The organism is Ruegeria atlantica (genome assembly GCF_001458195.1).
In the GTDB taxonomy this organism is placed as follows: Bacteria; Pseudomonadota; Alphaproteobacteria; order Rhodobacterales; family Rhodobacteraceae; genus Ruegeria; species Ruegeria atlantica.
The window spans coordinates 17,921-44,856 of record NZ_CYPU01000013.1 but is presented as its reverse complement, the minus strand read 5'-3'; the positions used below and the strand labels follow the sequence as shown (position 1 = coordinate 44,856).

General features: G+C 54.4%; 25 protein-coding genes and 4 pseudogenes. 25 read left to right on the top strand and 4 right to left on the bottom strand.

What is annotated here, in order from left to right; genetic code table 11:
* Positions 1 to 28: 28 nt before the first annotated feature.
* The 8 genes from RUA4292_RS03860 to RUA4292_RS03825 all read left to right on the top strand — a co-directional run bounded on the left by RUA4292_RS03860 (position 29) and on the right by RUA4292_RS03825 (position 8,104).
* Entirely contained in the window at positions 29 to 511 is a 483-nt protein-coding gene (locus tag RUA4292_RS03860) for a tripartite tricarboxylate transporter TctB family protein (RefSeq protein ID WP_082636987.1), read from the top strand.
* Between the two features lie 5 nt (positions 512 to 516).
* Entirely contained in the window at positions 517 to 2,019 is a 1,503-nt protein-coding gene (locus RUA4292_RS03855; protein WP_058276394.1) for a tripartite tricarboxylate transporter permease, read from the top strand.
* Positions 2,020 to 2,021: 2 nt separating this feature from the next.
* Complete coding sequence (locus tag RUA4292_RS03850; protein WP_058276393.1) at positions 2,022 to 3,197, top strand: L-rhamnonate dehydratase; 1,176 nt, start codon at positions 2,022 to 2,024, stop codon at positions 3,195 to 3,197.
* Positions 3,194 to 4,108 carry a dihydrodipicolinate synthase family protein gene (locus tag RUA4292_RS03845; RefSeq protein ID WP_058276392.1) on the top strand — a complete coding sequence of 305 codons (915 nt, stop codon included), beginning with the start codon at positions 3,194 to 3,196 and terminating at the stop codon, positions 4,106 to 4,108. Before RUA4292_RS03850 ends, RUA4292_RS03845 begins: the two co-directional genes overlap by 4 nt.
* Before the next feature lies 1 nt (position 4,109).
* On the top strand, positions 4,110 to 4,820 hold the full coding sequence (locus tag RUA4292_RS03840; RefSeq protein ID WP_058276391.1) for a GntR family transcriptional regulator: 711 nt from the start codon (positions 4,110 to 4,112) through the stop codon (positions 4,818 to 4,820).
* Between the two features lie 2 nt (positions 4,821 to 4,822).
* Entirely contained in the window at positions 4,823 to 5,818 is a 996-nt protein-coding gene (locus RUA4292_RS03835; RefSeq protein ID WP_058276390.1) for a 4-hydroxythreonine-4-phosphate dehydrogenase PdxA, read from the top strand.
* A gap of 2 nt (positions 5,819 to 5,820) precedes the next feature.
* The gene (locus RUA4292_RS03830; protein WP_058276389.1) at positions 5,821 to 7,329 is read left to right on the top strand and encodes an aldehyde dehydrogenase (NADP(+)); all 1,509 of its coding nucleotides are present in this window, start codon (positions 5,821 to 5,823) and stop codon (positions 7,327 to 7,329) included.
* Positions 7,330 to 7,396: 67 nt separating this feature from the next.
* The gene (locus RUA4292_RS03825; RefSeq protein ID WP_058276388.1) at positions 7,397 to 8,104 is read left to right on the top strand and encodes an IS6 family transposase; all 708 of its coding nucleotides are present in this window, start codon (positions 7,397 to 7,399) and stop codon (positions 8,102 to 8,104) included.
* A gap of 106 nt (positions 8,105 to 8,210) precedes the next feature.
* Here the strand turns inward: RUA4292_RS03825 and RUA4292_RS03820 are convergent, their stop codons facing one another.
* Positions 8,211 to 9,239: a LacI family DNA-binding transcriptional regulator gene (locus RUA4292_RS03820; protein ID WP_058276416.1), complete on the bottom strand. Its 1,029-nt coding sequence runs from the start codon at positions 9,237 to 9,239 to the stop codon at positions 8,211 to 8,213.
* Between the two features lie 391 nt (positions 9,240 to 9,630).
* Between RUA4292_RS03820 and RUA4292_RS03815 the strand changes: the two genes are divergently transcribed.
* From RUA4292_RS03815 to RUA4292_RS03785, 7 genes are all read left to right on the top strand, one after another.
* Positions 9,631 to 10,797: a Gfo/Idh/MocA family protein gene (locus RUA4292_RS03815; RefSeq protein ID WP_058276387.1), complete on the top strand. Its 1,167-nt coding sequence runs from the start codon at positions 9,631 to 9,633 to the stop codon at positions 10,795 to 10,797.
* Positions 10,794 to 11,708 (top strand): sugar phosphate isomerase/epimerase family protein, encoded by a 915-nt coding sequence (locus tag RUA4292_RS03810; RefSeq protein WP_058276386.1) that lies wholly within the window; start codon positions 10,794 to 10,796, stop codon positions 11,706 to 11,708. Before RUA4292_RS03815 ends, RUA4292_RS03810 begins: the two co-directional genes overlap by 4 nt.
* 49 nt (positions 11,709 to 11,757) lie before the next feature.
* A complete protein-coding gene (locus tag RUA4292_RS03805) occupies positions 11,758 to 12,783 on the top strand; it encodes an ABC transporter substrate-binding protein (RefSeq protein WP_058276385.1) in 1,026 nt (341 codons plus the stop codon).
* A gap of 129 nt (positions 12,784 to 12,912) precedes the next feature.
* Positions 12,913 to 14,343: a sugar ABC transporter ATP-binding protein gene (locus RUA4292_RS03800; protein ID WP_233493336.1), complete on the top strand. Its 1,431-nt coding sequence runs from the start codon at positions 12,913 to 12,915 to the stop codon at positions 14,341 to 14,343.
* Complete coding sequence (locus RUA4292_RS03795; protein ID WP_058276383.1) at positions 14,340 to 15,281, top strand: ABC transporter permease; 942 nt, start codon at positions 14,340 to 14,342, stop codon at positions 15,279 to 15,281. The genes RUA4292_RS03800 and RUA4292_RS03795 overlap by 4 nt, the downstream gene beginning before the upstream one ends.
* On the top strand, positions 15,278 to 16,285 hold the full coding sequence (locus tag RUA4292_RS03790) for an ABC transporter permease (protein WP_058276382.1): 1,008 nt from the start codon (positions 15,278 to 15,280) through the stop codon (positions 16,283 to 16,285). Before RUA4292_RS03795 ends, RUA4292_RS03790 begins: the two co-directional genes overlap by 4 nt.
* A gap of 261 nt (positions 16,286 to 16,546) precedes the next feature.
* Positions 16,547 to 17,254: an IS6 family transposase gene (locus tag RUA4292_RS03785; RefSeq protein WP_058276381.1), complete on the top strand. Its 708-nt coding sequence runs from the start codon at positions 16,547 to 16,549 to the stop codon at positions 17,252 to 17,254.
* Positions 17,255 to 17,344: 90 nt separating this feature from the next.
* Here the strand turns inward: RUA4292_RS03785 and RUA4292_RS23855 are convergent.
* Positions 17,345 to 17,881, bottom strand: a pseudogene (locus tag RUA4292_RS23855) (inorganic phosphate transporter).
* Positions 17,882 to 18,319: 438 nt separating this feature from the next.
* Here RUA4292_RS23855 and RUA4292_RS03770 point away from each other — a divergent pair.
* From RUA4292_RS03770 to RUA4292_RS03740, 7 genes and pseudogenes are all read left to right on the top strand, one after another.
* Complete coding sequence (locus RUA4292_RS03770; protein ID WP_082636986.1) at positions 18,320 to 20,179, top strand: Na/Pi cotransporter family protein; 1,860 nt, start codon at positions 18,320 to 18,322, stop codon at positions 20,177 to 20,179.
* 40 nt (positions 20,180 to 20,219) lie between these two features.
* Positions 20,220 to 20,468 carry a hypothetical protein gene (locus tag RUA4292_RS03765; RefSeq protein WP_145974850.1) on the top strand — a complete coding sequence of 83 codons (249 nt, stop codon included), beginning with the start codon at positions 20,220 to 20,222 and terminating at the stop codon, positions 20,466 to 20,468.
* Positions 20,469 to 20,569: 101 nt separating this feature from the next.
* Positions 20,570 to 21,277 (top strand): annotated as a pseudogene (locus tag RUA4292_RS03760) (IS6 family transposase).
* 212 nt (positions 21,278 to 21,489) lie between these two features.
* Entirely contained in the window at positions 21,490 to 22,551 is a 1,062-nt protein-coding gene (locus RUA4292_RS03755; protein ID WP_082636985.1) for a DUF1214 domain-containing protein, read from the top strand.
* 16 nt (positions 22,552 to 22,567) lie between these two features.
* Positions 22,568 to 23,569: a DUF1214 domain-containing protein gene (locus RUA4292_RS03750; RefSeq protein ID WP_058276377.1), complete on the top strand. Its 1,002-nt coding sequence runs from the start codon at positions 22,568 to 22,570 to the stop codon at positions 23,567 to 23,569.
* 93 nt (positions 23,570 to 23,662) lie between these two features.
* A complete protein-coding gene (locus RUA4292_RS03745; protein WP_145974849.1) occupies positions 23,663 to 23,881 on the top strand; it encodes a YMGG-like glycine zipper-containing protein in 219 nt (72 codons plus the stop codon).
* A 54-nt stretch (positions 23,882 to 23,935) separates the two neighbouring features.
* Positions 23,936 to 24,304 (top strand): YmgD family protein, encoded by a 369-nt coding sequence (locus tag RUA4292_RS03740; protein ID WP_058276375.1) that lies wholly within the window; start codon positions 23,936 to 23,938, stop codon positions 24,302 to 24,304.
* A 102-nt stretch (positions 24,305 to 24,406) separates the two neighbouring features.
* Here the strand turns inward: RUA4292_RS03740 and RUA4292_RS03735 are convergent.
* Positions 24,407 to 24,688 (bottom strand): annotated as a pseudogene (locus RUA4292_RS03735) (DDE-type integrase/transposase/recombinase); the annotation flags it as partial.
* A 56-nt stretch (positions 24,689 to 24,744) separates the two neighbouring features.
* On the opposite strand from RUA4292_RS03735, the pseudogene RUA4292_RS03730 reads away from it, so the two are divergent.
* Positions 24,745 to 24,897: pseudogene (locus RUA4292_RS03730) on the top strand (IS6 family transposase); the annotation flags it as partial.
* 208 nt (positions 24,898 to 25,105) lie between these two features.
* On the opposite strand, the gene RUA4292_RS03725 reads toward RUA4292_RS03730, so the two are convergent.
* Positions 25,106 to 25,978, bottom strand: a complete 873-nt coding sequence (locus tag RUA4292_RS03725) for a LysR family transcriptional regulator (protein ID WP_233493335.1) — start codon at positions 25,976 to 25,978, stop codon at positions 25,106 to 25,108.
* A 162-nt stretch (positions 25,979 to 26,140) separates the two neighbouring features.
* On the opposite strand from RUA4292_RS03725, the gene RUA4292_RS03720 reads away from it, so the two are divergent.
* Both RUA4292_RS03720 and RUA4292_RS03715 read left to right on the top strand, forming a co-directional pair.
* The gene (locus RUA4292_RS03720) at positions 26,141 to 26,572 is read left to right on the top strand and encodes a GFA family protein (RefSeq protein ID WP_082636984.1); all 432 of its coding nucleotides are present in this window, start codon (positions 26,141 to 26,143) and stop codon (positions 26,570 to 26,572) included.
* Between the two features lie 32 nt (positions 26,573 to 26,604).
* Positions 26,605 to 26,799 carry a DUF1059 domain-containing protein gene (locus RUA4292_RS03715; RefSeq protein WP_058272354.1) on the top strand — a complete coding sequence of 65 codons (195 nt, stop codon included), beginning with the start codon at positions 26,605 to 26,607 and terminating at the stop codon, positions 26,797 to 26,799.
* The last annotated feature ends 137 nt before the right edge of the window (positions 26,800 to 26,936 follow it).

Sequence of the window (26,936 nt, the reverse complement as noted above, 5' to 3'; positions counted from 1 at the left end):
GCACTTCCTTCTTCAGGAATGACATGAGATGCAAGACGCTGCTGACACCACCGATCAACCCCGCCGAGACATTTCCCGTTATGCTGTCCCATTGGGGATTATTGCATTTTGTGCTTGGGCCTATTGGTTGTCGACCCAGTTTGACCGGGTGCCGCCAATTCTGAAACGCGGAATGCAACCCGAAGACTTTCCCCAGCTTGTGATCGGTTTGATCATCATGCTGTCAGTCTGGCTCTTGTTTCGCGACACCAGCGCCGCGCCTGAACGACTGACAAAAATGGTGCAAATGACCATGGGGCTATTGATCGGGTTCTTGCTTGTCGCTGAAATCGATTTGTTTCTTGGACTTGGCCTATTCGCCGGATCGCTGTCAGCCCTTTGGGGTGAACGCCGCTTCTGGGCCGTTTTCCTCGTTGGACTGATCACCCCAATTGCCGTCTTTTTTCTGTTTGACGGCGTTTTCGAGGTCCGCTTCCCGCGCGGGCTGTTCACTAACCTCTGGTACGGATAAAGACCATGGATGCAGCTATCCTGAACGGACTGTTGGCGTTAGCTGATCCACATCTGTTGATGTTGATCTTTGTAGCCACCCTTGGTGGAGTCCTCGTGGGTGCGCTCCCCGGACTTAACGCCACTACAGGCGTCGCGCTACTGTTGCCATTTACCATCACGATGGAACCGATCCCGGCAATCGCCATCCTGACGACAATCTATTGCGCTGCCACTTTTGCAGGCGCAATCACCGCTATTCTCATCAACACGCCAGGGACTTCGGCCAGTGCCACCACTTGCCTTGACGGCTATCCACTGGCGCAACGTGGCGAGGCAGGCCGTGCGCTGGGGATGGCGGCGGTCTCCTCGACCATCGGTGGCATAATCTCGGTTGTGTGCCTGATGGCCGCTGCCCCGCTAATGGCCCGTGCGGCCTACAACTTTGCGCCTCCTGAATACTTCGCCCTGACCGTTTTTGGTCTTTCGATGCTCGCCACTATAGGCGACGGTTCTCCAGTCAAGAACATCCTGTCTGGCGCATTCGGCGTGCTGGTAGCCACAGTGGGTATTGACCTGCTGACCTCGATCGAACGCTTCACCTTTGGTATGAACGAGCTGAGCGAAGGCATTCCCTTCGTACCTGTCATGATCGGCGTTTTCGGAATATCGGAGCTTCTGGTGCAGGCCGACAACCTGCATGTGGAACGCAAACAGGTCATCATGAAAGCGATAAAATTACCCAGCCGAGAGGATTACTCGCGCGTTTGGAAGACCATTCTTCGATCATCAGGTATCGGCACATTCATTGGCATTCTACCTGCCGAAGGCGCAACTGTTGCCTCGATGATCGGTTACAATGAGGCCAAGCGGTGGTCCAAGAAACCCGAAGAGTTCGGCAAAGGCTCGCTCGAGGGAATTGCTGGTTCTGAAGCGGCAAATAATTCAGCAACCGGTGGTGCCATGGTGCCAACGCTTGCGCTGGGCATTCCAGGTAGCCCCACCGCCGCTGTGATCCTTGCCGGTCTGATGGTGCATGGATTGCGTCCGGGCCCGACCATGTTCACGGAACAGGCCGATTTCGCATTCGCCATCTTCTGGTCGATGATGCTGGTCAACATAATCTTCTTCTTCATCGGGCTCTGGGGCGCCAAGATATTTGCTCGCGTCACGTTGATCCCGATCCAGGTCCTGTGGCCCATCGTCTTTATCTTCTCGATTGTTGGGGCATATGCGCTGGAGCAATCGATGATGGACGTCTGGATCGCCATCGGTTCGGGTATCTTGGGCTTCTTCATGCGCCGACATGGTTTCTCGGTTGTGCCTATGGCGATTGGCCTGATCCTTGGTGGGATGCTTGAAACCCGTCTTGGTCAATCCATGGTCATGCTCGACGAAAAATGGTGGCTGATGCTAACCCGCCCGTTGTCGCTCTTCTTCTTTGTTCTCACAGTTTTGGCCCTGTTTGGGCCGACGATCTGGGGACGCTTTTTCAAACAACGCTCGCCGCTTAAGTCGACTGGAGAATAACAATGACAAAAATTAGATCAGTCCGCACACGTGTCTGGAACTGGAAAGGCAAAACCGTTCCGCCAACTGGCAACTTCTGCACCAACGCGAGTGACGTTTTGTGGGAAAAAGGGGATGCTATGTCGTCCTTCCGCTTTCATCAGTGGCTGACCTGCGAGATTGAAACCGAAGACGGTACGGTCGGGATTGGTAACGCAGCTCTTGCACCGAATGTCGTGAAGAAAGCCATAGACGAGTGGTTCGCGCCGATGGTGATTGGCGAAGATCCATTTGATTATGCCTATCTTTGGGAAAAGATGTATCGCCGCTCGCATGCATGGGGCCGCAAAGGTGTTGGCATGACCGCGATTTCCGCGATTGATGTGGCGATTTGGGATCTGATGGGCAAGCTGACTGGAAAGCCGGTGTTCAAACTGTTGGGCGGGCGCACCAAAGAGAAAATCCCGGTATATTATTCCAAGCTTTATTCTGGCCCGATCGAAATGATGCAGGCCGAAGCCGAGGAAGCGAAGAAGAACAATTACCAAGGCTACAAGATGCGCTTTGGCTGGGGTCCCAAAGACGGTATGGCGGGCATGCGCGAAAACCTCAAGCGGGTGGAAGCGGTCCGCGAAGTTGTCGGTTACGATGTGGACCTGATGTTGGAATGTTATCAGGGTTGGAACCTTGATTACACCAAGCGGATGTTGCCCAAGTTGGTCAAATACGAACCACGCTGGCTGGAAGAGCCGGTGATTGCGGATGATGTCGAAGGCTACCGGGAACTGAACGCCATGAACATCGTGCCAATTTCCGGTGGTGAGCATGAGTTCTCGGTTATTGGTTGCAAAGATCTGATCGAGAAAAAGGCCGTTAGCGTTCTCCAATATGACACCAACAGGGTGGGTGGTATTACGGCGGCGCAAAAGATCAACGCCATCGCCGAAGCCTTCCAAGTGCCTGTGATCCCGCACGCCGGGCAGATGCACAACTACCACCTGACCATGGCCAATACGAACTGCATGATCAGTGAATATTTCCCCGTCTTCGATGTCGAAGTCGGTAATGAGCTGTTCTACTACATCTTCGAAGGTGACCCGGATGCCGTCGACGGATACCTTGATCTGGATGACAACAAACCCGGTCTTGGTATCGAGATCTCGGACAAACACCTGCATGACTTTGAGGTGGAAGAATGAGCCGCATTTACACTGGTATCTGGCCGGTTGTTCCCACTCCTTTTAACCCCGATGGTTCGCTTGATCTTGAAGGGATGAAGCGGGTTCTGGATTGTTTGATTGATCAGGGCGCAGACGGGATCTGCATTCTGGCCAACTTCTCTGAGCAGTTTCTGATTTCCGATGCAGAACGAGAGGTTCTTGCCCGGCTTTCCGTTGAACATATTGCGGGTCGCGTGCCGGTGATCGTCACGATCAGCCATTATGCGACGCAGATCGCCATGGAACGCGCGCAATTTGCCAAGGATCTTGGCGCCGACATTGTCATGATGATGCCCCCTTATCATGGTGCTTTGCTGAAAGGCACGCCTGAACAGAGCTTTGAGCAATTCGAAGCCGTGGGCAAAGTAGGTATCCCGATCATGGTGCAAGACGCGCCGCTGTCAGGTGTAGATTTGCCCGTGCCTCTTCTTGTGCGCATGGCCAAAGAGATCGAAGCGGTCAAGCTGTTCAAGATCGAGTGCCCGCGTGCGGCTAGCAAGATCCGTGCATTGATCGAACAGGGTAGCGAGGCCATTGAAGCGCCTTTCGACGGCGAAGAGGCGATTACGCTTTTGGCGGATCTGGACGCCGGGGCGACAGGTTCCATGACCTCCGGGATGATTGTCGACCAGATCAAGCCGGTGCTGACCCATCACTACGCCGGGCGTATCGACGAAGCGACATCAGCCTATGGCCGTGTGGCTATGGCAATCAATCATGAAAACCGGCAATGTGGCTGGCAATCGTGTAAGGCTGCCATGGTCGAAGGCGGCGTAATCAAGTCGGAATTCTGCCGGCATCCGATCCCTCCTTTGCATCCCGCCATCCGCAGCCGGTTGATAGACCTGTTAAAACCTCTGGATCCAATGGTCCTGAAGTGGGGGAAATGAATTGAGTGAAAGCTGGATTGATAACCTGAAAGAAGAAGGTGGCGTGCGACCCCGTCGCACACTGGCCGAAGAAGCGGCGGATAACCTCCGGGAGTTTATTCTTCTGGGTAAACTTGCCCCCGGAACTGCTATTCCAGAACGCGATCTTGCCGATGCTCTGGGCGTGTCCCGCACACCGTTGCGCGAAGCGTTGCGGTTGTTGGAAATTGAAGGGCTTGTTGAATATTCTGCCACCCGTCGCCCGCGTGTAGCTGACCCGTCTCTGCATGAGTTGACGCAGTACATTTCCGTACTTGGCGCTCTCGAAGCGCTGGCCGGTGAAATGGCCTGTATCGAGGCTACAATGGCCGAGATCGCCGAGATCGTGCGGTTGGGTGCCCGGATGTTCAAAAATTCGTCGCGATTGGAGCCGCTTGAGTTCTTCCAACTGGACATGCAATTCCACGCCGCCATCGTTGAAGCCAGCCGGAATGAGCCCCTGATCGAAACGCACAGACAGTATAACGCACGACTTTGGCGCGCGCGCTTTCTTTCTTCACAGCAAGTCGATCGCCGGGATAACACACTGGCGCAACATGCCGACATCACAGACGCCCTGCAAAGACGCGATGCCAAGGCAACGCGCCGCGCACTCAGAGACCATCTGAAAAGTACAATCGAGAACATCGCCCGCATTCATTCAGATGACGCGGACAGAGCCCCCGAGGAGTGAGCATGAAACCCAAAATTGGCATTATCCCCGGTGACCCCAGCGGCATCGGGCCTGAGTTGATCGCGCGCTTGCTGAGTTCTGAGGGCGTAGCAGATGCCGCTGATATCCTGTTGATCGGCGATGCGCACGTATTTGAGGCCGGCCAGAACGTGGCCCAATGCCAATATGATCTGATCCCTGCCGACGTCACAACAAACTGGACTGTCGAGCAGGGCTTCGCTCACCACGCAATGGATACCATCGCCCCGGATGAGATCAGGGTAGCAGAAGTTTCTCAGGAGGGCGGTGCTTCGGTATTGCAAACGCTGGATCAAGCTCTGGAGTTCGTTCAGACCGGTGTTATCGATGCCATTGTCTTTGGTCCATTTAACAAGGCCTCCATGCATCTCGCAGGTTTGGGACATGATGATGAGTTGCACTACATGGCCGAGAAGCTGGGCGTAACCAGCTACATTTCGGAATTAAACACGTTGGACGGCATTTGGACGAGCCGTGTCACAAGCCATATTCCATTGCGAGATGTCGCTGACACGATCAGCGAAGAGCGTGTCACAGAAGCCGTGCATTTGATCCACAACGTGTTGCGCCGATCAGGTATGGAGCGCCCGCGAATTTCCGTGGCCGCGATCAACCCGCATGCCGGCGATGGCGGGAACTTTGGAACAGAAGAAATCGACATTCTGGAACCGACCGTGAAAAAGCTCGCTGGCGGACAGATGTCAATCGACGGCCCATGGCCCTCTGACACGGTGTTTCTCAAGGCTGTGGCCAAGGATATCGACGCCGTTGTGACGATGTATCACGATCAGGGGCAGATCGCTTTGAAGCTCTTGGGATTTGATCGTGGTGTAACCGTCCAGGGCGGGCTGCCTTTCCCGGTTTCTACACCCGCACATGGGACAGCCTTCGACATTGCCGGACAGGGCCGAGCAGACGTCGGTGCCACCCGCGCCGCCTTTGATATTGCCTGTGACATGGTCACACATTGGGATAACTGAACATGACATTCGAACCGCACGGAAAACACCTCATCGCTGGCCAATGGGTTGACGGAGAAAGTCACTTTACTTCCGAACCTGCACATGGACCTTCACATCACTTCTCGGTCGGGACAGCGGAGCATGTCGACAATGCTGTTAACTCTGCTGAGCAAGCGTTCTGGTCATATGGCTATTCCAGCCGCGAGGACCGCGCTGCGTTTTTGAACGCGATCGCTGATGAGATTGAAGCTCGCGCTGAGGCCATCACAGAAATCGGAACGCAGGAAACTGGGTTGCCCGAAGCACGTCTGCAAGGCGAGCGTGGTCGTACCACGGGCCAACTGCGCCTGTTCGCAGCGCACATCCTGCAAGGCGATTATCTAGATCTCCGACATGACGAAGCCCTCCCCGATCGCGCGCCTTTACCGCGCCCAGACCTCAAGATGATCCAGCGACCGATTGGCCCTGTGGCCGTTTTTGGAGCGTCGAATTTTCCTTTGGCTTTTTCTACCGCTGGGGGCGACACCGCCGCGGCGCTGGCTGTGGGCTGCCCGGTTGTCGTAAAAGGCCATTCTGCTCATCCAGGTACAGGCGAAATCGTAGCCGAAGCCATTCACGCAGCAATAGTAAAATGCGGCATTCACCCGGGTGTGTTTTCGCTGGTTCAGGGTGGAACACGCGATGTGGGGCAGGCGCTTGTGCAACACCCGCTGATCAAAGCCGTTGGGTTCACTGGGTCGCTGCCTGGTGGTCGCGCACTTTTTGACCTTTGCGCTGCCCGCCCCGAGCCGATCCCGTTCTTCGGTGAATTGGGTTCCGTGAATCCGATGTTCATTCTGCCCGAGGCCGCGTCGTCGCGTGGGGCGGAGATCGGCGCAGGTTGGGCCGGATCGCTGACAATGGGGGCAGGGCAATTCTGTACGAATCCGGGAATTGTCGTGATCCTTAAAGATCACGCCAAGGCCCTGACTGAGGCTGCGATCGAGGGATTGGAACAGGTTGGTGAACAAACCATGCTTACCGATGGGATCGCCGCTGCATATCGTAATGGACAATCACGTATCGCTGCCAGCGAGGGTGTCCAAGGTATGTTGACCACCATGTGTGATCAGCGAACCGCGACGCCGTATCTGTATCAGACAACGGCTGCACATTGGCTGGCTAACGCAGAACTGGGAGAAGAGGTTTTCGGCCCGCTTGGTCTGATTGTTGTTGCTGATGATTTGGATCAAATGCGCGCTGTTGCTCTGGCACTGCAAGGGCAACTGACCTGTACGTTGCACATTGATGAGAGTGATATGGAGACCGCGAAGTCGCTAGTGCCAATCCTTGAGCGCAAGGCTGGGCGCATCCTGATAAATGGCTTCCCAACAGGCGTTGAAGTCAGCGGTACCATGGTGCACGGAGGCCCCTATCCCGCTTCGACCAATTTCGGGGCAACCTCCGTCGGAACCCTGTCGATCAGGCGGTTCCTGCGGCCCGTGTGCTTTCAGAACATGCCGTCTGATCTGTTGCAGGAACAATTTTAGCGACGAAGCAGGCACTGTCAAAAGAAACCAGCTTGAGGCGGGTAGGTCCGTTTCGTAGCCTGCTGTGATGAGAAAACGCTCCCCTTTTCGCTATTTCAAAACCAGTCCAGAAATTATTCGCTTGGCGGTTATGATGTACGTTCGCTTTCTGCTTTCGCTCCGAAACGTCGAGGACCTTCTGCACGAGCGTGGGATCGAAATCAGCCACGAAACTGTTCGGTTCTGGTGGAATAGATTTGGTCCAATGTTCGCGGCTGAGATCCGCAGAAACAGGGTCAGCCGGATGCGATCTTATTCGAATTGGCAGTGGCATCTGGACGAGGTCTTCGTGAAGATCAATGGCGAAACACATTACCTGTGGCGGGCTGTCGATCATGAGGGCGAGGTGCTGGAAAGCTACGTGACCAAGCGCCGTGACCGCAAAGCGGCATTGAAATTCCTCAAAAAATCAATGAAGCGATACGGCAATCCAGAAGTGATCGTTACGGACAAACTCCGATCCTACGGCGCTGCGATGACGGTCATCGGCAACGCGCCAAAGCAGGAAACCGGTCGCTGGCTCAACAATAGAGCGGAGAATTCTCACCTGCCGTTTCGACGACGAGAACGCGCAATGCTTCGCTTCAGACAAATGCGATGTTTGCAGAAATTCGCCGCAGTCCACTATTCAGTTCACAACCATTTCAACCAGGAGCGCCATCTCTACAACAGGGATAATTTCAAGCTCAACCAAACCGCCGCTCTCGCTGAGTGGCGTCAACTTTGTTCCGGATAGATTCACGGTTTTGGCGGTAAACTGAGACTGGTGCGAATTAGTCTGACAGCACCGTAGCGCTTGTTTCCGTCTTGGAGAGGGCTTGTTTCAGGTAACACCGTTCCCTTCAGTGTGCCGAACTCAGGGGCAAAACACTGTCGCGCACGATCAATTCGACATCGACAGCAACAAAGTCATTGTCATCGGAATGCCCAGACAGCCGCCGCAGGAGCCGTTCGGCTGCCTGCATGCCGATCTCGTGACGGTCCTGTCGGATTGTTGTCAGCGCCGGGACATAGAATTCTGACATTTCAATGTCGTCAAAACCAACTACGGAAATGTCTTGTGGTACAGACACACCACCTTGCCGCAGGCCTGAGATCAATCCGAATGCAACCATATCGGCAGCACAAAAAACGGCGCTGGGGCGTTCCTGCATTGCCAGTATTTGAGAGGCTGCGGCATGCCCCGATTCAAGAGAGAAATCGCCCCGGATGATCCACTCAGGTCGGGAGGGCAAATTGAGCCTTTCGCGCTCTTCGTGCATGCCGGATCTACGCGCGCCGGTCAGGACATTGCCTTCGGGGCCAGTGACGTGCGCAATGTTGCGGTGACCCATTTGATGAAGATGGCGAATGGCCAATCGTGCGCCTTTGACATTGTCACTCCGAATCGAGGGGAAAAAGGGGTCCGAAGTCCACTCACAGGCGAAAACGATCTTTTCCGCGACGTTGGCGGCCCGACAGTGATCCAAGACAGATTTGGATAGGGACCCATCGAGCGAAATTACGCCATCGATGCTGCCGTCAAGGAATCGGCCAGCCAGGTCGCCTTCGAGGATTGGTTTGCCTTCTGAGTCGGTAATCAGGACTTCTAGGCCACTTTCTGCGAAGCCATCATTGATGCCGGAAAGAACCGCAGAAAAAAATGGCTTTGCCAGGTTTGGCACCAGAACAAGAATTGCTCCTGCGCGTCTCGTGCGAAGGTTTCGCGCTGCGCGATTTACTCTGTAACCTGTTGATTTTATGGCCTCAAAAACTGCTTTTTTGGTGTTTTCTGTTAACAGTTCTGGCTTGCGGAGAGCACGGCTGACGGTAGCGGTCGAAACTTGCGCGGCTTTCGCGACATCCTGAACTGTAGCGGGTTTTTTGGCCATGTGATCCATTAGCTCCTGACATATTTTCTTGACAGCAGTTATTGACTGCTCCAGTTATGTAATCGATTTCATAGTCTGAGATCAAACGAAATTGAGTGGCTCTGCGACTTTGGTTGAGGAGCGGAAAACCGGGGAGATAAGAAACTGCAATCCGTTGGGATCAAAAGCACTTGGGCATGGGATGACCTGAGGCGGCCGAAGTTGGATTTGGCATCCATCCCTCAGTGTTGGACCGCTAAGGTGAATCTTGTCTCGCGCCTGATCGTTCGCGGCAGATCCATGTTCTCGATGAAAGTGGCTTCCCCTTTTTTACAGCGAAATGTAATCGATAACATTGACGAAATTTCTCACCATTCTAATCGGTGGAGACGCTTTGAAGGGGGGCGGCAGAATGGGTGATTTCGGAACAGTTCGTGCCGCGGTCATCGGGACCGGCTTCATTGGTTCGTTGCATATCGAGATGCTGCGACGCCTAGGAGTGCAGGTGGCTGGTGTTTTGGGTTCGGACGAAGAACGCGGTGCTTTGCGGGCTCGGGAGCTGGGCGTCCCTGTAGCTTATCGTTCACTGGACGACCTGGTTTCAGATGAAGCTATCGACGTAGTGCATGTAACATCACCCAACCACGCACATTTCGATCAGGTGTTGGCGATACTGAAGGCGGGAAAGCACGTCGTTTGCGAAAAACCGTTAGCGATGACGTCGAAGCAATCAGCGGAAATGGTGAAAGTCGCCGAAGCGTCCGGCAAAATCGCTGCTATTTGCTACTGCATTCGGTTTTACGCGCTGAACCAGCACGCACATGCGATGGTCCGCGACAACGAACTTGGGGATATTCGATTTATCAGTGGTCATTACCATCAGGACTGGCTGGCGATGCCCACAGATTGGAACTGGCGTCTGCAATCCGAAATTGGTGGGGCACTGCGCTCCGTCGGGGATATTGGAACTCACTGGGCGGATCTCACCTGTTTTGTATCCGGCCTAAAAGTCGACGAAGTATTTGCCGAACTTGCTAATTTTATTCCGCAACGCGAGCGCCCTTCAGGACCGACCGAAACCTTTTCCTCCGCAAGCGGAGAGACCGAAATGGTAGCCGTGGAAACTGACGACGCGGCAATGATCCTCATTCGCTACGTGGGTGGCGCAAGAGGGGCGATGTCGACGAGCCAAGTGAATTTTGGAAGGAAGAACGCCCTTCGGTGGGACATTGCCGGATCAAAGTCTAGCGCGGCCTGGGACAGTGAAGCGCCGGATCAATTGTTTATTGGGCACCGCGGTCAACCAAATCAAACTCTGCAGCGGGATCTTTCGCTTATGAATTTCGCCGGCAAGGCTTCAACGACCTTGCCTTCCGGGCACGTCGAAGGGTTTGCCGACAGCTTTCAGGCATTTTTTCGCGCAGTTTATTCAGATGTTTTGGCCGGAGAGCGGCGGGCGGGATCAACTTGGGCGACCTTCGAAGATGGGCATGAAGAAATGCTCTTTTGTGATGCGGTGCTTCGCTCCTCCCGAGAGGGGCGTTGGGTTCAAATTAAGGAAATTCGGAGCGAACAATGAAACTTGGCATTTTGACTGCACCATTTGAAGATCTACCGCTCGAAGCGGTCGCTTCCTGGGCTGCTGAAAACGGGTTTTCGGCTTTGGAAATCGCCTGCTGGCCGTCGCTTGGCGGGGAAAAGCGTCGCTATGCCGGTACTTGCCACACTGACGTTAATGACCTCACAAGGATGCAGGCCACCGAGATCGCCGGGATGATGGCAGACGTTGGCATCGAGGTATCGGGTCTTGGGTACTATCCCAACCCACTGCACCAGGACGCCAGTCACCGCGAAGAGGTCATCGCGCATCTTAATAAGGTGATCTCGGCTGCGCAGCTTATGAATGTTCCGGTCGTCAACACGTTTGTTGGCGGCGACCGAAGGTTGAACTTGGATGACAACTGGGATCGGGCGCGGGAGATTTTCGCTCCGATTGTAGCGCACGCGCAGGAAGCCGGGGTGAAACTGTGCTTTGAAAACTGCCCGATGATCTTCAGCTACGACGAATGGCCCGGCGGTCACAATATTGCCTACTCGCCCATGGTCTGGCGACGCATTTTCGAAGAATGGGGTGACGCCGTTGGGATGAATTTCGACCCAAGTCATCTGGTCTGGCAAATGATTGACCAGGGTAGGTTCATCCGGGAATTCGGGTCGAAGATGGCACATGTCCACGCCAAGGACGTGATGATTGACCGTGAAGGTCTTTACGAGCGTGGCGTAATGAGTGCGGGCATGGGTTGGCAAGTGCCGCGCCTGTGCGGATTGGGAGACGTCAACTGGTCGGAGTTCTTCTCTGAACTCTACATGGCCGGATATGACGGCCCGATCATAATCGAACATGAGGATCGGTTGTTCGAAGGTTCGGACGAGAAGGTGAAGCGCGGCTTCGCCCTCGCTCGAGATGTTCTGCAGCCGTACATCAAATGATGAGGGTGACAAGCTCCTGAAATTAAACATCAACAGAAAGGGAAATAAAATGCGAAATCTTAAGATGACTTTGACAGCTTTGGCAATGGGTGGAGCAATGGCTTCCTCTGCTGTCGCTGAAAACTACACGATTGGTGTTTCCAACACCGTACAGGGCAATGGCTGGCGCGAGCAGATGATTTGCGCCATGCGCGCGCAAGCACTGGCCGAGGGCGACGTGTCGAACCTGATCGTATCGCACCGCAATACCGACAGTGCTGGGCAGTTGGAAGATTTGAACAACCTGATCGCCGCAGGCGTTGATGCAATTGTTCTGAATCCCTCTAACCCGGACGCACTGAACTCCGCTATCGACAAGGCGATCAGCCAGGGTATCGTTGTCGTCGCCGTCGATGCCGGCGTGTCGGCAGAAGGCGCCTATATCTTGTCCAACAATCAGGAAGAATACGCCTATCTCGGAGCCAAGTGGCTGTTTGAGCAGCTGGGAGGTTCGGGCGATATTGTCTACATGCGTGGCATTGCCGGGGTTTCGGCCGACACGGATCGCGACAATGGCTTCAAACGCGCTCTTGCCGAGAATCCAGGTATCAACGTTGTGCACGAAGTCTTTACCGGTTGGCAGCAGGACCAGGGTAAGCAACAGATGTTCGATTTCCTGGCGACGGGAATCCCGTTTGACGGCGTCTGGACCAGTGGCATCGACAACGTCATCGTCGATGCATTTGTTGAATCCGGTGCGCCGCTGGTGCCAATCGTCGGTGCCGACAATGCCGGCTTTGTCCAGTATCTGACCGAGGTCGATGGGCTGAACGGCGCGGCGGTCACTAACCCCGGTTCGGTTGGTGGCGCAGGTGTTGCGCTAGCCGTCGATGTTCTGAACGGCAATGCTCCTGCAGATAAGCTGGTCCTAGTGGACCCGGTTCTTTGGGAAAACGCCACAGATCAAGGCCGTGCCACAATCGAGGCGGCTCAAAACCCCAACCTCGACCCCGAATGGCCGGTATCCGTCACAGTGCCGGGCTGGACCGATTACACGATGGAACAGATCATCGCCTGTGAAGGTCCCGGCGCCTAACGGACGCCAACAGACCCCCGGGCCCTTCCTCCGGGGGTCGCCACATTTGCAAAGAGAACACCGATGCTGACAGACAATACCTCCCAACCTCTGCTTGACGCGGCGAATGTCACTAAGAGTTTCGGTGCCGTGCATGCATTGACAAATGCGAGCCTACGCGTGGGCGTCGGCGAAATCGTCGCCTTGATGGGCGCCAATGGTGCGGGCAAATCGACTTTCGTAAAAATTCTGACAGGTGCGCTCCACCCCGATGGCGGTGAAGTCATTATCAAAGGAAAGGCTGCGCATGTCGGGTCACCGGCGGAGGCCCGGGCTTCTGGACTTGTTCCGGTGTATCAGGAGCCATCTCTCGTGCCGGATCTGAGCGTTTTCGACAATCTACGGCTTACTGATACGCCAGTGGAAGCCTTCATAGATTTCGTCGAAAAATTGGGAATAGAAAATCTTTCGCTTAATGCGATGATTTCCGCGCTGCCATTGGCTACGCTCCGAATTCTCGACCTTGCGAGAGCCTTGGCATCGAAGCCAGATGTGTTGCTTTTGGATGAGATGACAGCGGCCCTTCCGACAGACCTAGTCGAGCGTGTGCTCTCAGTGGTGCGCGAAGCGGCCGACGCGGGTTGCGGTGTTGTTTACATTTCCCACAGGTTCGCAGAAATTTCTGCGATTTGCGACACGGCCACCGTATTGCGGGACGGAAAAACTGTTGGCGAACTGAAAATCGAGCCCGGAGTAGAAGACCGCGTGGTCGAACTCATGTTGGGCGCCAAGATCGATCTGGGTCAGCGCGAAGTTGGCAAGGAAAGCCGCATTCGCACGGTGACACCGCGTCTTAGCGTTAATGGGATCACCGCAGCGCCAAAGCTTAAGGATGTGTCTTTTGATCTCTATCCCGGAGAAGTCCTTGGCGTCGTGGCCCTTGAGGGGCAGGGCCAGGACGAACTGTTTGAAGTTTTAGCGGGCTTTGAAAAGCCGTCCGATGGGTCCATCGAGGTCGATGGCGAACCCGTGACCTTTTCTCATCCCGCCGACGCTATCGCCAAGGGGCTGACCCTGGTTCCGGGTGACCGTGCCGATGCCCTTATGGCCGAACGTTCGGTACGCGAGAATATCGCCTTGCCTTTCTCGGCGAGTATTCGGAACTGGGGGCCGTTGAGGCAGCGGCACGAAAAATCCCGTGTGGCACACGCGATCGAGCGATTGCAGATCGACACGCGCGCGCAGGGCGAAGTGCAACGGTTGTCGGGTGGCAACCAGCAGAAGGTGACCATTGGGCGATGGCTGGCCAAGGGTGTCGAAACGCTTTTGCTGTTCGACCCGACGCGCGGAATTGACGTGCGTACCAAGCGACAGATTTATCCTCTTGTTCGTGAGCTGGCAGAACAGGGTGCGGCCGTCCTGTTCTACACTTCGGAACTGGAAGAGGTTCCACTGGCCTGTGACCGCGCCGTCGTGATCTTTAATGGCCACGTTGTCGACGTGATCGATGCCAGTAAAGCCGACGAGCAAACCTTGATGCGGGCCGCCTATGGACTTTCGAAAACGGAGAGCGCGGCATGACTGCACTGGTTTCACGAAACGCATGGAGTTTGGGCCTGATCGGGCTTTTGCTTGTTCTGGTCGCAATGACGAAAATCATTCAGCCGGATTTCGGCCTGTCGGGCCTCGAAAGCTTGTCGCGCGCTGCCTTGCCATTTGCCTTTGCAACGGCCGGGATGGCTGTTGTTGTCATCGTCGGTGGCATTGATTTGTCAGTTGCCTCGATGATGGCGGTGTGTTCGGTGACTGCCGCTGTATTGATGCCGAGCCTTGGCGGGGTGGCTGGTGTTCTATTGGTGCTGGCGATTGGCGCGGCGATGGGAGCGATCAACGGTGCGCTTATCGTCCTGACTCGCGTTCCCGATATCGTGGTCACGCTGGCAATGCTGTTCGTTTGGGAAGGAACGGCCCTGCTGATCCTTGAAACACCGGGCGGCGGCGTGCCGGGCTGGCTGAGGCAGGGCATTGGCGGTTATTTTGTGATCCCTGGACTCCCCAAAGCGCTTCTTCTGATAGCGGTCATTGTCGCCGTAATTTGGATACCTTTGCGTCGCTCCAAGTCCGGTTTGGCGATTTACGCCACAGGCAGCCACGAAAACGCGGCCTTCCGGTCCGGCGTGGTTGTCGGTCGAACTCGAGTTCTGGCCTACGGAATCTGCGGGCTCTTCTGTGCCTTTGGAGGGCTGAGCTTAGTCTCGCTGACCGGGATCGGTGAGCCGGTGCCGGGGCCCTATCTCTTGGCGTCCGTGGCTGCGGTCGTGCTGGGCGGTGTTGTGCTGGGCGGTGGGCGTGGTGGCCTTTTGGGGCCGATCATCGCGGTGTTCGTACTCAGAATAATCCGAACGATCCTTACGCTGGCCGGCGTTGATCCAAACGTCACAACAATCGTCGAAGGAACAGTCATGGTGGCTGTGGTCATGCTTGCCACAGTCGTCACATATCGGAGGGTCCGAGTATGAGCATGGTGTCGGAAGAAAGAAACCCGGTTCAGTTGGGACGGTATCTAAGAGACAATCCGGTGGTACCGCTGATTGCGCTGCTCTTTTTCCTGATTGCGGTGTTGGAATTCATGAAGCCGGGCATGATTATACCGTTGCGCGGAGGGCGCGATGGCTTGGTCTCGATTTTCTGGGTTGGCAACCTAATAAAATTCGCCATCCCGCTTGCCATGCTTGCCGCGTGCCAGGTGCTGACAATGCTGACCGCGGGAATTGACCTGTCAGCCGGTGTGGTGGCCACAGTATCGGCCTTTGTCTGTGCGACGTTGTCCCCGCTGATAGGGATTCAGCTGGCCATGCTGATTGCGCTGGGCGCAGGGGGGATGGTCGGGCTAGTCAATGGTGTCGGGTCCGGCGTCGTGCGGGTGCATCCGTTAATCATGACCCTTGGAACCGGCCTGATTGCGACCGGGTGTCTGCAAGTCTACCAGCGGTTCGTCATTTCAACTGGCACCGAAATTCCCCAGATGCTGGTCTGGTTGGGCACTGGGCGTACACTTGGCCTACCCAATGGGCTGTTTTTGTTTGTACCCTTCGCCCTGGTCATCCTCTGGATCATGCGGTTTTCCGGGTTCGGCAGGTTGCTGTTCGCGCTGGGATCAAATGAAAACGCGGCCAGTCTGTCGGGGGTGCGCTCGTGGCAAGTTCTTGTCGCACTTTACACCTTGTCGGGCCTGATCGCGGCGTTGGCTGGATTGCTTTACCTCGGCATGATCAGGGCGCCATCGCTCAGCCTGGCGAACCCACTGTTGCTGCCGTCGGTCGCGGCTGCAGTGATCGGAGGAACGTCGATTTTTGGCGGCAGAGGGAGCTTTGCCGGGGCGATTGTCGGTGCGCTGATTTTGCGGGTGATCGACACGATGCTGACGCTTCTGCAGATGCCGCAAGGCGCACGCATTCTCATTTTTGGCCTGATTATTCTTACCGTGACGGGGATCTATGAACGCATCATCCGGCAGGGTTAGAGCGCTTCCGCACTCAGACGGATCTTGTTAGAGGAACTTTTCTCGAGCCGGGTAGAGGGCTTGGCTAGCGTCTCGCCATAGCTGAGTTCAGGGAAAAGATGGCATTGTCAAACTAAACCTGCTTGAGCCGGGCAGGGCGGTTTCATAGCCTCACAGGATGACCAAACCTGACCCATTTCGCTATTTCAAAACGAGCCGCGATTTGGCACTGTCAGAAGAACTTGTCTTGAGGCGGGCAGGGCGAGCACTTAGCGTCGCAGGATGACAAGACGCAGCCCTTTTCGCTACTTCAAGACGAGCCCCGAGATCATCCGTCTGGCCGTCATGATGTATGTTCGGTTTCCGCTTTCGCTTCGCAATGTTGAAGATCTTTTGCACGAGCGCGGCATCGAGATCAGCCACGAAACTGTGCGTTATTGGTGGAACAGATTTGGCCCGATATTCGCGGCAGAGATCCGCAGAAACAGGGTCAATCGGATGCGGTCTTATTCGAACTGGCAGTGGCATCTGGACGAGGTCTTCGTGAAGATCAATGGCGAGACGCACTACCTATGGCGGGCTGTGGATGACGAAGGCGAGGTGCTGGAAAGTTATGTGACCAAGCGCCGTGACCGCAAAGCTGCGTTGAAATTCCTCAGAAAATCAATGAAACGCTACGGTCAACCTGAAGCCATCGTGACGGACAAACTGCGGTCTTATGGCGCGGCGATGAGAGTTGTCGGGAACGGTAGTCGGCAAAAGACCGGCCGCTGGCTGAACAATCGGGCCGAGAATTCCCATCTGCCATTTCGACGACGAGAACGTGCGATGCTCCGCTTCAGGCAAATGCGATGTTTGCAGAAGTTCGCCGCAGTTCATTCTTCCGTCTACAACCATTTCAATCAGGAACGCGCCCTCTACAGCAGAGACAATTTCAAGCTCAACCGCGCCGCTGCTCTCTCCGAGTGGCGCCAACTTTGTTCAGCATAAGTTCCGGCATTTAGGGGTAAACAGAGACTGGTTCGAATTGGTCTGACAGCACCCTTTAGGGAAGTCGACCTTCACCAACTTCTTCACACCTTAGAGCATAAGATACGTGCCGAAGGCCCACGCCATAACGGCAACAAGGAATGGCACCATTCGGTTGGCTGCAGTCAATACATCCGATTTATAGGTTATTGTGCGCTTGATGACGTAAAGGAAAGTTGCCGCAATGACTCCTCCAAGGACGGGAGAAATAATCCAGCTCGCCGCGATCATCCCAACCTGATACCAGTCCGCTATGCTCCAGCCGGCCGCGGCTATCCCAGCCCCAAGTACGCCACCGACGATTGAATGCGTTGTGGAAACCGGGGCACCGACAGCTGTGGCGAAATTCAGCCACACCGCTGCCGCGAGTAGAGCCGCCGTCATCAGCCACATGAATGTGTCTCAGTCCGCCACCAAGTCTGGGTCGATAATGCCTTTTTTTATTGTGCCGACAACATCGCCCCCCGCAATCATGGTGCCGCCTGCTTCAAAGAAAGCCGCAATCAGGATAGCGCCGGTCAAAGTAATTGCTTGGGATCCGACGGCGGGGCCAACATTGTTCGCCACGTCGTTCGCGCCAATGTTCATAGCCATGTATCCACCGATCATTGCGGCGACGATCAAGAGCACTCCGTCTGTTCCGCCGTCTGATCTGGCCATTGCTACCAGCATTATGCCGACGATGAAGAGCAGAGCCGTACCAAACCGGAACAGTTCTTCGCGGTTTAGGCGAACTGCTTTTTCTACTCTTTTAGTTCTCAACATGTTTGGTCCATCGGTGTCATGTAGCAAGTCAGTCCAAACATTTGGGTAAGTAGAGTTCCTACGCCATGATTTGAATCAATGAGACATGTACGTTGCGGTAGTAGAAACATCGAGGTCAGAAAGCGCCCGGGTTTGGGATGTGGTATCTCCTGAGACTCGTGGCGCTGCACGAACGTTGGTTGAGGTTAGTGTGCGGTCTTCCTGTAGGTCGAAATTCGCGCCATGCGGTGTTTTTGCGATCCAAAAATTCGGACTGATTGAATGATCAAGTACTACCTACCGGTCGCAATTGGCGCGCTACTAATTGCCTTTTGGGTAAGTCCTGACGCGCAGGTGGTTGCAGCTGGGATCGCTATCTTTTTGTTTGGCATGCTTATGCTTGAAGACGGCTTCAAGCTACTTGGAGGCGGAACACTAGAACGAATGCTTCAGCGGGCGACAAAATCCGTTTCGCGATCTCTATTATTCGGTTTCGTCTCTACTGCGTTGTTGCAGTCCAGCTCACTGGTTTCGGTCATGACGATTTCGTTTTTAAGTGCGGACCTTATTTCTCTGGTCGGTGGGGTGGGGGTAATCTTTGGGGCCAATATCGGAACGACGACGGGTGCGTGGTTGGTCGCCGGGCTAGGATTAAAGGTGAATATCGCAACCTATGCCATGCCAATTATCGGCCTTAGCATAATTCTTGTGTTTCAGAAGCCGAAGGTGCTCCGTGGGATTGGTTACGCCCTTGGAGGACTGGGTTTTCTGTTTTTAGGCATTCATTACATGAAAGAGGGTTTCGACGCATTCAAGGACCAGGTCGACCTAATGCGATTTGCTTTGTCGGGATTTTGGGGGCTGGTGGTCTATTGTTTGTTGGGGACTGCCGCAACCGTGATTATGCAGTCGAGCCACGCGACGATGGTGCTTACTCTCACCGCGCTTGCCGCTTCTCAAATAAGCTATGAAAACGCGCTGGCTCTGGCGATCGGGGCTAATATTGGAACCACGATCACGGCGATTATTGGCTCGATCAGCGCCAATTTTCAGGGGAAGCGACTCGCATTGGCGCACCTGATCTTCAATACAACGACTGCGGCGGTAGCTTTGGTTTTCATAGTCCCGCTGAGTGAGACGGTTGACCTGATCAGTGGTACCGTGGGCATCGGTGCGGAGGATTATGCTCTGAAGTTGGCGGTGTTCCATACCATCTTTAACGTGCTCGGCGTCTTGCTCATGTTACCATTGATGCGTTGGCTGATCTCCTTTCTTGAACGCAGTATCGTCGAACCAACCCCCGATGTCAGTCAACCGCGGTACCTGAACGATGCGGCCGATGATTTCCCACAAACTCTTGAGATAGCACTTCGAAAGGAAGTCATGCATCTCTACGAAAACGCGATGACGTTGATCTTGCATGGCCTGAATTTGCATAAGAAGGATGTACTTGGCGCGAACAGCGTTGCAGAGGTGGTTCGCAGCAGTCGAACACCTACCGACATGGATATCGAGGAAAGCTACCGGCGCAAGATCAAGTCGCTCTATTCTGCCATTGTCGAATTCTCGACGCGCGTCGGGGAAAAACGTGTCGAACCAGACGTTGCGGAACGTGTTTATGCACTGAGGGATATCGCCGGTGACATCGTTCAAGCGGTTAAGTCGGTCAAACACCTGCGAAAGAATATCTTGCGTCACACTGTACGGTTTTCCGGGAGTGCAACCGAACTGTATGATGACCTCCGTACTGAAATTGCCAGAATACTCGTCGAAATTCAAAAACTTGAAGACGCAGAACCGGATGAGCGTAGTGCGCTCTGGCTTGATCAGGAACGTGCACAAGTAGAAGAAGATGCCCGGACCGCTGCGCGCCGTGTAGAACAGCTCATTCGAAAAAACCAACTCACTCCCGATGCCGCAACATCATTTCTCAACGACTCGGACTATGCCTATAGCGCGATGCGTAAGCTGATCGAAGCAGCGAGAACCTTTTACATCGAACGAGACAGCGCTATGGCCGAAGTCGAACGTTTGTTGGCTTTGGAAGAAGAAGAACTGGGTGAGTATAAGATTGAAACCGATGCGCTCTCTAAGGAAGACGAATCCGAAAAACGTCACAGTAAAGTCGTAGAAAGCAAATAGCATGCTGAAATTTTGCGACGATCTGCGGGAGGGTATTAAGATGGGATTGAAAAAACTTGCCGAAAAAATGGTCGAGTACAACTTGCGTCTTGAGGCAGGCAAAGCGGAGAAAATTAAATCCAGCCATGTTCAAAAGGTACTCAAGAAGCTGCGTAAGAAGGCAGCAGGTCTTGAGGCCGAAATTCATATGGAGAAGAATTCTGATAGGAAAGCCAGGCTGGTTCGAAAACTCGGAACAGCACACGAGAGCGTCAAACGGGCGGAGTGGCTATTGAGGGAGATCGACTAATACGCTGGTCCTGCCTTTAGAAATTGGTTTGAGTCGTGCTGAGGGTCTTGTCAGAAGAACTTTGCTTGAGGGGGGGCAGGGTGGTTGCGTAGCTTTTGCCCATGACCAGACCTGCCTCTTTCAAATACTTTAAAACCAGCCCTGAGATCATCCGCCTTGCGGTGATGCTGTACATCAGATTTCCGCTCTCGCTTCGGAGTGTCGAGGATCTGCTGCATGAACGCGGGATCGATGTCAGCCATGAAACTGTCCGATATTGGTGGAACAGGTTTGGTCCAATGTTCGCTGCTGAGATACGGCGGAAGCGTGTTCAGCAGCTGCGCGCGTTCTCCAAATGGAAGTGGCACGTGTACGAGGTTTTCGTGAAGGTGAATGGCAAGCGTCAATATCTGTGGCGGGCTGTGGATCACGAAGGCGAGGTGCTGGAAGCGGTCGTCACAAAACGCTGAAACAAAGCTGCAGCACTGAAATTCCTCAGGAAATTGATGAAGCGGCACGGCAATGCCGAAAAGATCTTCACCGACCGCTTCGCTTCCTACAAGGCTGCTCTAAGAGAATTGGGTGCTCTCGAAAAACAAAGGACGGGCAGGTGGCTCAACAACCACGTTGAGAATTCGCACCTGCCGTTCCGACGAAGAGAACGCGCAATGCAGCGTTTCCGGCGTATGCGAAGTTTGCAGAAATTCGCCTCCGTCCATTCTTCCGTCTACAACCACTTCAATCAGGAAAGATCGCTAGCCAGCCGAGGCACCTTCAAGCTGACGCGCACCGCTGCTCTTGCCGAGTGGCGCGAACTTGGTGCGGCATAAAGGGCAGCTATGCTGGCCTAGCTGAGACTGGTTCGAATTCGTCTGACAGCACCCTCGCGAACGGCCGCCTTGGGTCTCGAACAGTCGTTCAAAAGCGAGCAGTTGAGCAGTCGTACGGAGCCGGGACCCAAAGAAAATCCGTGCGATTGATATGAATCAAAGCAGCTGCAGTGGCCCTTCGATAATAGTCCACCGGAAGTTGTGGGGGGATTATGCGAATTTTTGGTTTAACGGGCGTAAGCGTATTGGTCGTTGCGTCATCAATCTGTACAGGGATCGCATTTGCCCAAGATGCTTCAAACAATTTGCGCGCGCTTTTGGATGCGAAAGAGATCCCAGTCACCATCGACAACTTTATGCGCGCAGCTTCAGATATCGAGTTCAGCAAGTACCTCGCGATCAGCGGTGATGTGAACACCTGGGTGCATGTCCGAGAGCCGACGCCTGTGGAACGGCAACCCACGATCCGGATGAACCGCGACACGCTTTACAGCATTGCGGTTATCGACATCAGCGAGGGCGTGACGCTGATTTTGCCCGAAACGGGTGACCGCTACATCTCGGCGCAGATCGTCAACCAGGACCATTTCATGAATGACGTCTTTGTTGGCGGCGGCAGGTACACGCTCGACATAGAAAAGTTCGATACACCGTATGTTCTGGCGATTGTCCGAACACTGGTCGATTCCGCCGACCCTGAAGACGTGGCTGAGGTACATGCACTCCAGGATTCGATAGTGCTCGATGCCGGGTCCTCGAAACCCTTCGTGCTTCCGAACTACGACCAGGAAAGCTTCGATGCCGTTCTCAAGGCGGCCATTGAACTCGGCAGGCATGTTACGGACAGTACCCGGATGCATGGGCGGAAGGGCGAGGTCGACCCGGTTCGTCAACTATTAGGTACAGCTGGCGGTTGGGGGGGGCTGCCGGAGGCGCAGGCTTTCTACCTCAATGTTGAGCCTGGCCTTCCAGTGGGAGAATACAAGATTGAAGTTCCGTCGGATGTGCCGGTGGATGCATTCTGGTCTGTCAGCCTCTACAACGCTGACGGCTTCTTCGAGCCGAACGCCCTTGGAGCCTACAACATCAACTCCGTGACGGGCGAACGTAACCAAGACGGCTCTACGACGGTCCATCTCGGCGGTTGCGACGACGGACGGGTGAACTGCCTGCCAATCATGGAGGGCTGGAACTACACCGTCAGGCTCTATCGTGCCCAGCCAGAAGTCCTCGACGGCAGTTGGGAATTCCCGTCCGCCGAACCCGCAAGCTGAATATAGTGAGTAAACAATGAAGTATCTTGTAGGAACAATAGCGCTATGCATCTCGACCGCCGCGTACGCCGAAGAGGTCAATGTCGAGAATTTCGTGCGGGCTGAGACCGATACGATGTTTCGCGCCACTTTGGCGACACAGGGCGGCGATGTTGGAGAAGTGTTCCACCTTCGGGAGCCAACGACGCCGGATAACCAGCCGGTTATCCGTATGAATCAGGATACACTCTACACCGCCATGGTTCTGGATCTGTCGGAACCTGTGCGGATCACACTGCCCGAGATTGAGGGGCGGTATCAGTCCATGCAGGTGATCAACCAGGACCACTACATGTTTGTCGAGGCCACGCCCGGCACATACGATCTGACCGAGGAGAACGTCGGTTCGCAGTTTGCGCAGGTCTCGATCCGGACTTTCGCCAATCCAACCGACCCGAATGATGTGAGCCAAGCGCACGCAGCGCAGGATGCCATCGTCGTTGAGGGCGGTGGTGCAGGCCCCTTCGAGGCCCCGGTTTGGGACCAGGAAGCCCTCGCGGTCGGCAGACGAGCGTTGAGTGACTTTGCAGCTGGGCTTGGGTTTGAGGCGTCGAGGGCCTTCGGTCGTGAAGATGAAGTCGATCCGACCTCCTACATCATCGGCGCGGCCGCCGGTTGGGGCGGACTGCCGGCAAGCGCAGCGATGTATACCATGGATAGCGTCTCGGAAAATGACGGTAACACGCCTTATAGGGTCACGGTGGGTGACGTGCCAGTTGACGGCTTCTGGTCCGTGACGATCTACAACGCGGAAGGATATCTCGAAGCGAATGATCTGGGCGTGAACAATTACAATAGCGTGACCGCCGAACAGAATGATGACGGCTCGACGACCATACATATGGGCGGTTGCGAGGTTGGTCAGATCAATTGCATTCCGATCACGCCCGGCTGGAACTATTCAATTCGGATGTACGAGCCCCGTGCTGAAATCCTTGATGGAAGCTGGACCTTCCCCGAAATGGAAGTGGCGGACTGAATCCACAGTTGCCAACCCAGAGACGGAAGAAATGCATCTCGCAGAAAGCGTTGAAAATTCACAATTTGCAATCGGACCATGGAGGAAAAGACCATGCTAAAAACACGCAACCATCTGGCTGTGCTACTCATTACAGCACTGGGCATCGGAACTGTTTTACCGACGCCAGCAGACGCATTGAGCAAGCGTACGAAGAATACGATGGGTGGCGCAGCCATAGGGGCTGGGGTCGGTTACATTGTAGGCGGCGGCAATGGAGCGACCGGCGGTGCTGTCGTGGGCGCGATCGCTGGTTACAACAAGAAACGTTAGATCGCGAAAAGTAGTCATCAAGCTCGTCAAATGAAATTAAAATGGAGAAAGATAATGTCTCTTTTTTCGAAATGCTCCGCAACTACAGTTGCATTTGTCATCGGGTGCGTAGGCAGTGCATTTGCTGACGAAGAAATGGACCGCATTCTCAACGCGGCCATGCCGCACATGCACCACAGCTGTGAGAGCATTCTGGCCAACTATCCCGACGATGAGGAAAAAGTCGCTGAAATTGTCGGATTGATGGTGGCGGTTTCCCTCTTCAATCGCGAGTTCGACGTTGAGGCCGAGATACCGGACGAGGAGCAGCGTGCAACTCTCAGAGTTGAGTTCATCGACCGATTGGAACAGGTGTGTGAGGCCGATCCGGACACGCTGCTGGCTGGGGCCGTCGACATAGCGACAAAGGACGCACTTAACTGAGGCGTCGCGTAGAAAATTGCTCCGTTCGAGAAGCCTTGGTGATCACAAAGGTGCTGGCAGACTAATTCGAACCAGTCTCTACAAGGCCAGTGACACTGTCCATTAACTCGCGCCAAGACCACGCCACTCATCAAGAGCGGCAGCGCGGTTGAGCTTGAAATTTGGTCTCGTTGAAAGGCTACGTTCCTGATTAAAGTGATTGTAGACTGAAGCGTGGACGGATGCGAATTTCTTCAAACTTCGCATCCGCCTGAAACGCAGCATCGCCCGCTCTCGTCGTCGGAACGGCAGATGCGAGTTCTCGGCCCTGTTGTTCAACCAGCGACCGGTTTCCTGTCTGCCTGCAGCGCCAATCTCCTTCAAGGCCGCGCCATACGATGCCAGGTCTTGTCAGAAGAACTTGGGTTGAGGCGGGTAGGGTGCTCTCGTAGCCTTCACGCATGATTAAACAATCGCCATTCAAGTACTTCAAAACCAGTCCCGAGATCATCCGCCTGGCGGTGATGCTGTACATCCGGTTTCCGCTTTCCTTGCGGAATGTCGAAGACCTGCTGCGCGAGCGAGGCATCGATGTCAGCCATGAATTCGTCCGATATCCGCAATATGAGCGAGGTATTACAGATGTAGATGGCCTGTACTTCTGCGGACTGCACTGGATGCATTCACAAGGGTCAGGCCTGTTTTATGGCGTGGGCGAGGACGCGGAGTACGTAGTTGATCACTTGATTTCTACTTCGAACAAATAAGCTACGCGACAGCCTCGAGCCTAGCTTGGATCCAAGGTTTCCAACTGTAACTAGATCAGTTTTCGGACGTGTGTGCCGATACGGCTTGTGATTGCGCTTTAAGCCACTTGACGAACATCTTAGCCTCGGGACGCTGATATTCTGCTTGCGTCTGGATGTAATAGACGCCGAAGAGTGGCTCAGAGAACAACTCAATCATCCGACCAGATGACAGATCGTCCTCAAAAAAAGCTCTGGCAGAATACGTGATACCGTCACCCCGACGAACCGCAGTCATGATCAGGTTCCCTGGCATGTGATTTATGGTCAATGGCTCGGGAGGTACGACCCCATGATAGGTGAACCAGTCGGCCGCCTCGTTTGTGCCCAGTTCCTGCAACCAGGGCAGCTTCGTTAAAGAGGCCGGGTCACGCAGATCTTGGCCTTCCACCAGTGAAGGTGCTCCGATCACGACCATGTCGGAAACAAGGACAGTATCCTCTTCTTTTCTTGACATGCGTCTATCGTGATACCGAATGGCGACATCGATACCACCTGGCTTTATCTGAACCAGCTCCGAGGTTGGGTTCAGCATCAAATTGATCTCTGGATGTTGACGTTGAAACTCTGCCATTCTCGGCAATAGCCACTCTACCGCGAATGCGGGTGACATGGTCACTTGAACGGGGCGGTGCCCTGCATGTTCCGCCAGTCGTTCGACACCCCTTCCGATAATTTCAAAACCGATACCCAGTTCACGTGCCAGAATGATGCCTGGCTCTGTCAATTCAATGCTGCGCCCACGTCTGGCAACGAGAGCTACACCCAAATGCCTTTCCAACGATTTTACCTGCTGGCTGACGGCCGCTTGGGTCACGTTCAAGCGTTCAGCCGCCACGGTGTAACTCCCTGCTTCCGCAACTGCTGAGAAGGCGCGCAAAGCGTTCATCGGGGGAAGGTGCAACCAATCCATACTGTAGATTTTCTAATGTTTTGTTAGACTATTTGAGTCGCATGATATCGGTTTTCTTGACAATATTCATATCGAAATCTGTTTATAAGCTCAAAGAAAAATAGGTATAGGCATCATCACGGATGTCAGCCTAGCCGCATGCCAGGAGATCTTGATACGATGAAAAAAATTCAAGGTGGATGCTACTGTGGTGCGGTTCGATACCAGATCGCGACACCACCTGTCTGGTCGGGACATTGCCATTGTCGTTCATGCCAAATGGCCCTTGGCGGTGCCTTTGTAACTTGGGCTAAGGTAGCCGCCGAAGACTTCGCCGTTATCAAAGGCGAAATCCAACACATTGAGAAAACTCCGGGTATTCGCCGCGGATTTTGTCGGGACTGTGGAACGACGTTGACCTATGCCGCACTAAATGAAGTTGAGGGCCAAGACTGGAGCGCTGACGCGTGGTTTTCTGCTGTAACGTTGGACGACCCATCGATTGCGAAACCCAAGGCCCACGTCTTCGTGTCACATCAGCAGCCATGGATAAAACTCGACGACGGTCTCCCGACGTTTCCTGAGTTTTGATCAACTTTCCCGTCCAGAAAGAGGAGAAAATGATGAACACCGCATTTTCATATGCCTGCAAGGATTGCGAGGGCATGGAGGCCTGCCCAGGCAAAGTGATCGCAGCGACCAAAGATGAAGTCTGGAAGCTCATGGAACTGCACGCGGTGGTCGCTCATGGAGAGGACCCCAGCTCGTGGGATGCCGACACTCGGGCATATCTGGGAACATTGATAAAACCAGCATGATCAAATCAGTTAAGCTTCGAACCCAATGATATTTCGGTTTGGATCGCTTGGTGACGAATGGCGGCTTTGTTGCGAAGGACCGGCTTGGGCTGCCAACCAGCTAATCATGTAAGCTGTAGGGATAGGCAGCTCTGAGC

Excerpts from the sequence above, each read along its gene's own strand:
- RUA4292_RS03755 (WP_082636985.1), top strand. The coding sequence starts at position 21,490 with ATGCGAATTTTTGGTTTAACGGGCGTAAGCGTATTGGTCGTTGCGTCA.
- RUA4292_RS03745 (WP_145974849.1), top strand. The coding sequence starts at position 23,663 with ATGCTAAAAACACGCAACCATCTGGCTGTGCTACTCATTACAGCACTG.
- RUA4292_RS03725 (WP_233493335.1), bottom strand. The coding sequence starts at position 25,978 with ATGAACGCTTTGCGCGCCTTCTCAGCAGTTGCGGAAGCAGGGAGTTAC.
- RUA4292_RS03790 (WP_058276382.1), top strand. The coding sequence starts at position 15,278 with ATGAGCATGGTGTCGGAAGAAAGAAACCCGGTTCAGTTGGGACGGTAT.
- RUA4292_RS03855 (WP_058276394.1), top strand. The coding sequence starts at position 517 with ATGGATGCAGCTATCCTGAACGGACTGTTGGCGTTAGCTGATCCACAT.
- RUA4292_RS03795 (WP_058276383.1), top strand. The coding sequence starts at position 14,340 with ATGACTGCACTGGTTTCACGAAACGCATGGAGTTTGGGCCTGATCGGG.
- RUA4292_RS03825 (WP_058276388.1), top strand. The coding sequence starts at position 7,397 with ATGAGAAAACGCTCCCCTTTTCGCTATTTCAAAACCAGTCCAGAAATT.
- RUA4292_RS03835 (WP_058276390.1), top strand. The coding sequence starts at position 4,823 with ATGAAACCCAAAATTGGCATTATCCCCGGTGACCCCAGCGGCATCGGG.
- RUA4292_RS03750 (WP_058276377.1), top strand. The coding sequence starts at position 22,568 with ATGAAGTATCTTGTAGGAACAATAGCGCTATGCATCTCGACCGCCGCG.
- RUA4292_RS03765 (WP_145974850.1), top strand. The coding sequence starts at position 20,220 with ATGGGATTGAAAAAACTTGCCGAAAAAATGGTCGAGTACAACTTGCGT.
- RUA4292_RS03850 (WP_058276393.1), top strand. The coding sequence starts at position 2,022 with ATGACAAAAATTAGATCAGTCCGCACACGTGTCTGGAACTGGAAAGGC.
- RUA4292_RS03845 (WP_058276392.1), top strand. The coding sequence starts at position 3,194 with ATGAGCCGCATTTACACTGGTATCTGGCCGGTTGTTCCCACTCCTTTT.
- RUA4292_RS03860 (WP_082636987.1), top strand. The coding sequence starts at position 29 with ATGCAAGACGCTGCTGACACCACCGATCAACCCCGCCGAGACATTTCC.
- RUA4292_RS03805 (WP_058276385.1), top strand. The coding sequence starts at position 11,758 with ATGCGAAATCTTAAGATGACTTTGACAGCTTTGGCAATGGGTGGAGCA.
- RUA4292_RS03815 (WP_058276387.1), top strand. The coding sequence starts at position 9,631 with ATGGGTGATTTCGGAACAGTTCGTGCCGCGGTCATCGGGACCGGCTTC.
- RUA4292_RS03740 (WP_058276375.1), top strand. The coding sequence starts at position 23,936 with ATGTCTCTTTTTTCGAAATGCTCCGCAACTACAGTTGCATTTGTCATC.
- RUA4292_RS03770 (WP_082636986.1), top strand. The coding sequence starts at position 18,320 with ATGATCAAGTACTACCTACCGGTCGCAATTGGCGCGCTACTAATTGCC.
- RUA4292_RS03830 (WP_058276389.1), top strand. The coding sequence starts at position 5,821 with ATGACATTCGAACCGCACGGAAAACACCTCATCGCTGGCCAATGGGTT.
- RUA4292_RS03785 (WP_058276381.1), top strand. The coding sequence starts at position 16,547 with ATGACAAGACGCAGCCCTTTTCGCTACTTCAAGACGAGCCCCGAGATC.
- RUA4292_RS03720 (WP_082636984.1), top strand. The coding sequence starts at position 26,141 with ATGCCAGGAGATCTTGATACGATGAAAAAAATTCAAGGTGGATGCTAC.
- RUA4292_RS03715 (WP_058272354.1), top strand. The coding sequence starts at position 26,605 with ATGAACACCGCATTTTCATATGCCTGCAAGGATTGCGAGGGCATGGAG.
- RUA4292_RS03810 (WP_058276386.1), top strand. The coding sequence starts at position 10,794 with ATGAAACTTGGCATTTTGACTGCACCATTTGAAGATCTACCGCTCGAA.
- RUA4292_RS03820 (WP_058276416.1), bottom strand. The coding sequence starts at position 9,239 with ATGGCCAAAAAACCCGCTACAGTTCAGGATGTCGCGAAAGCCGCGCAA.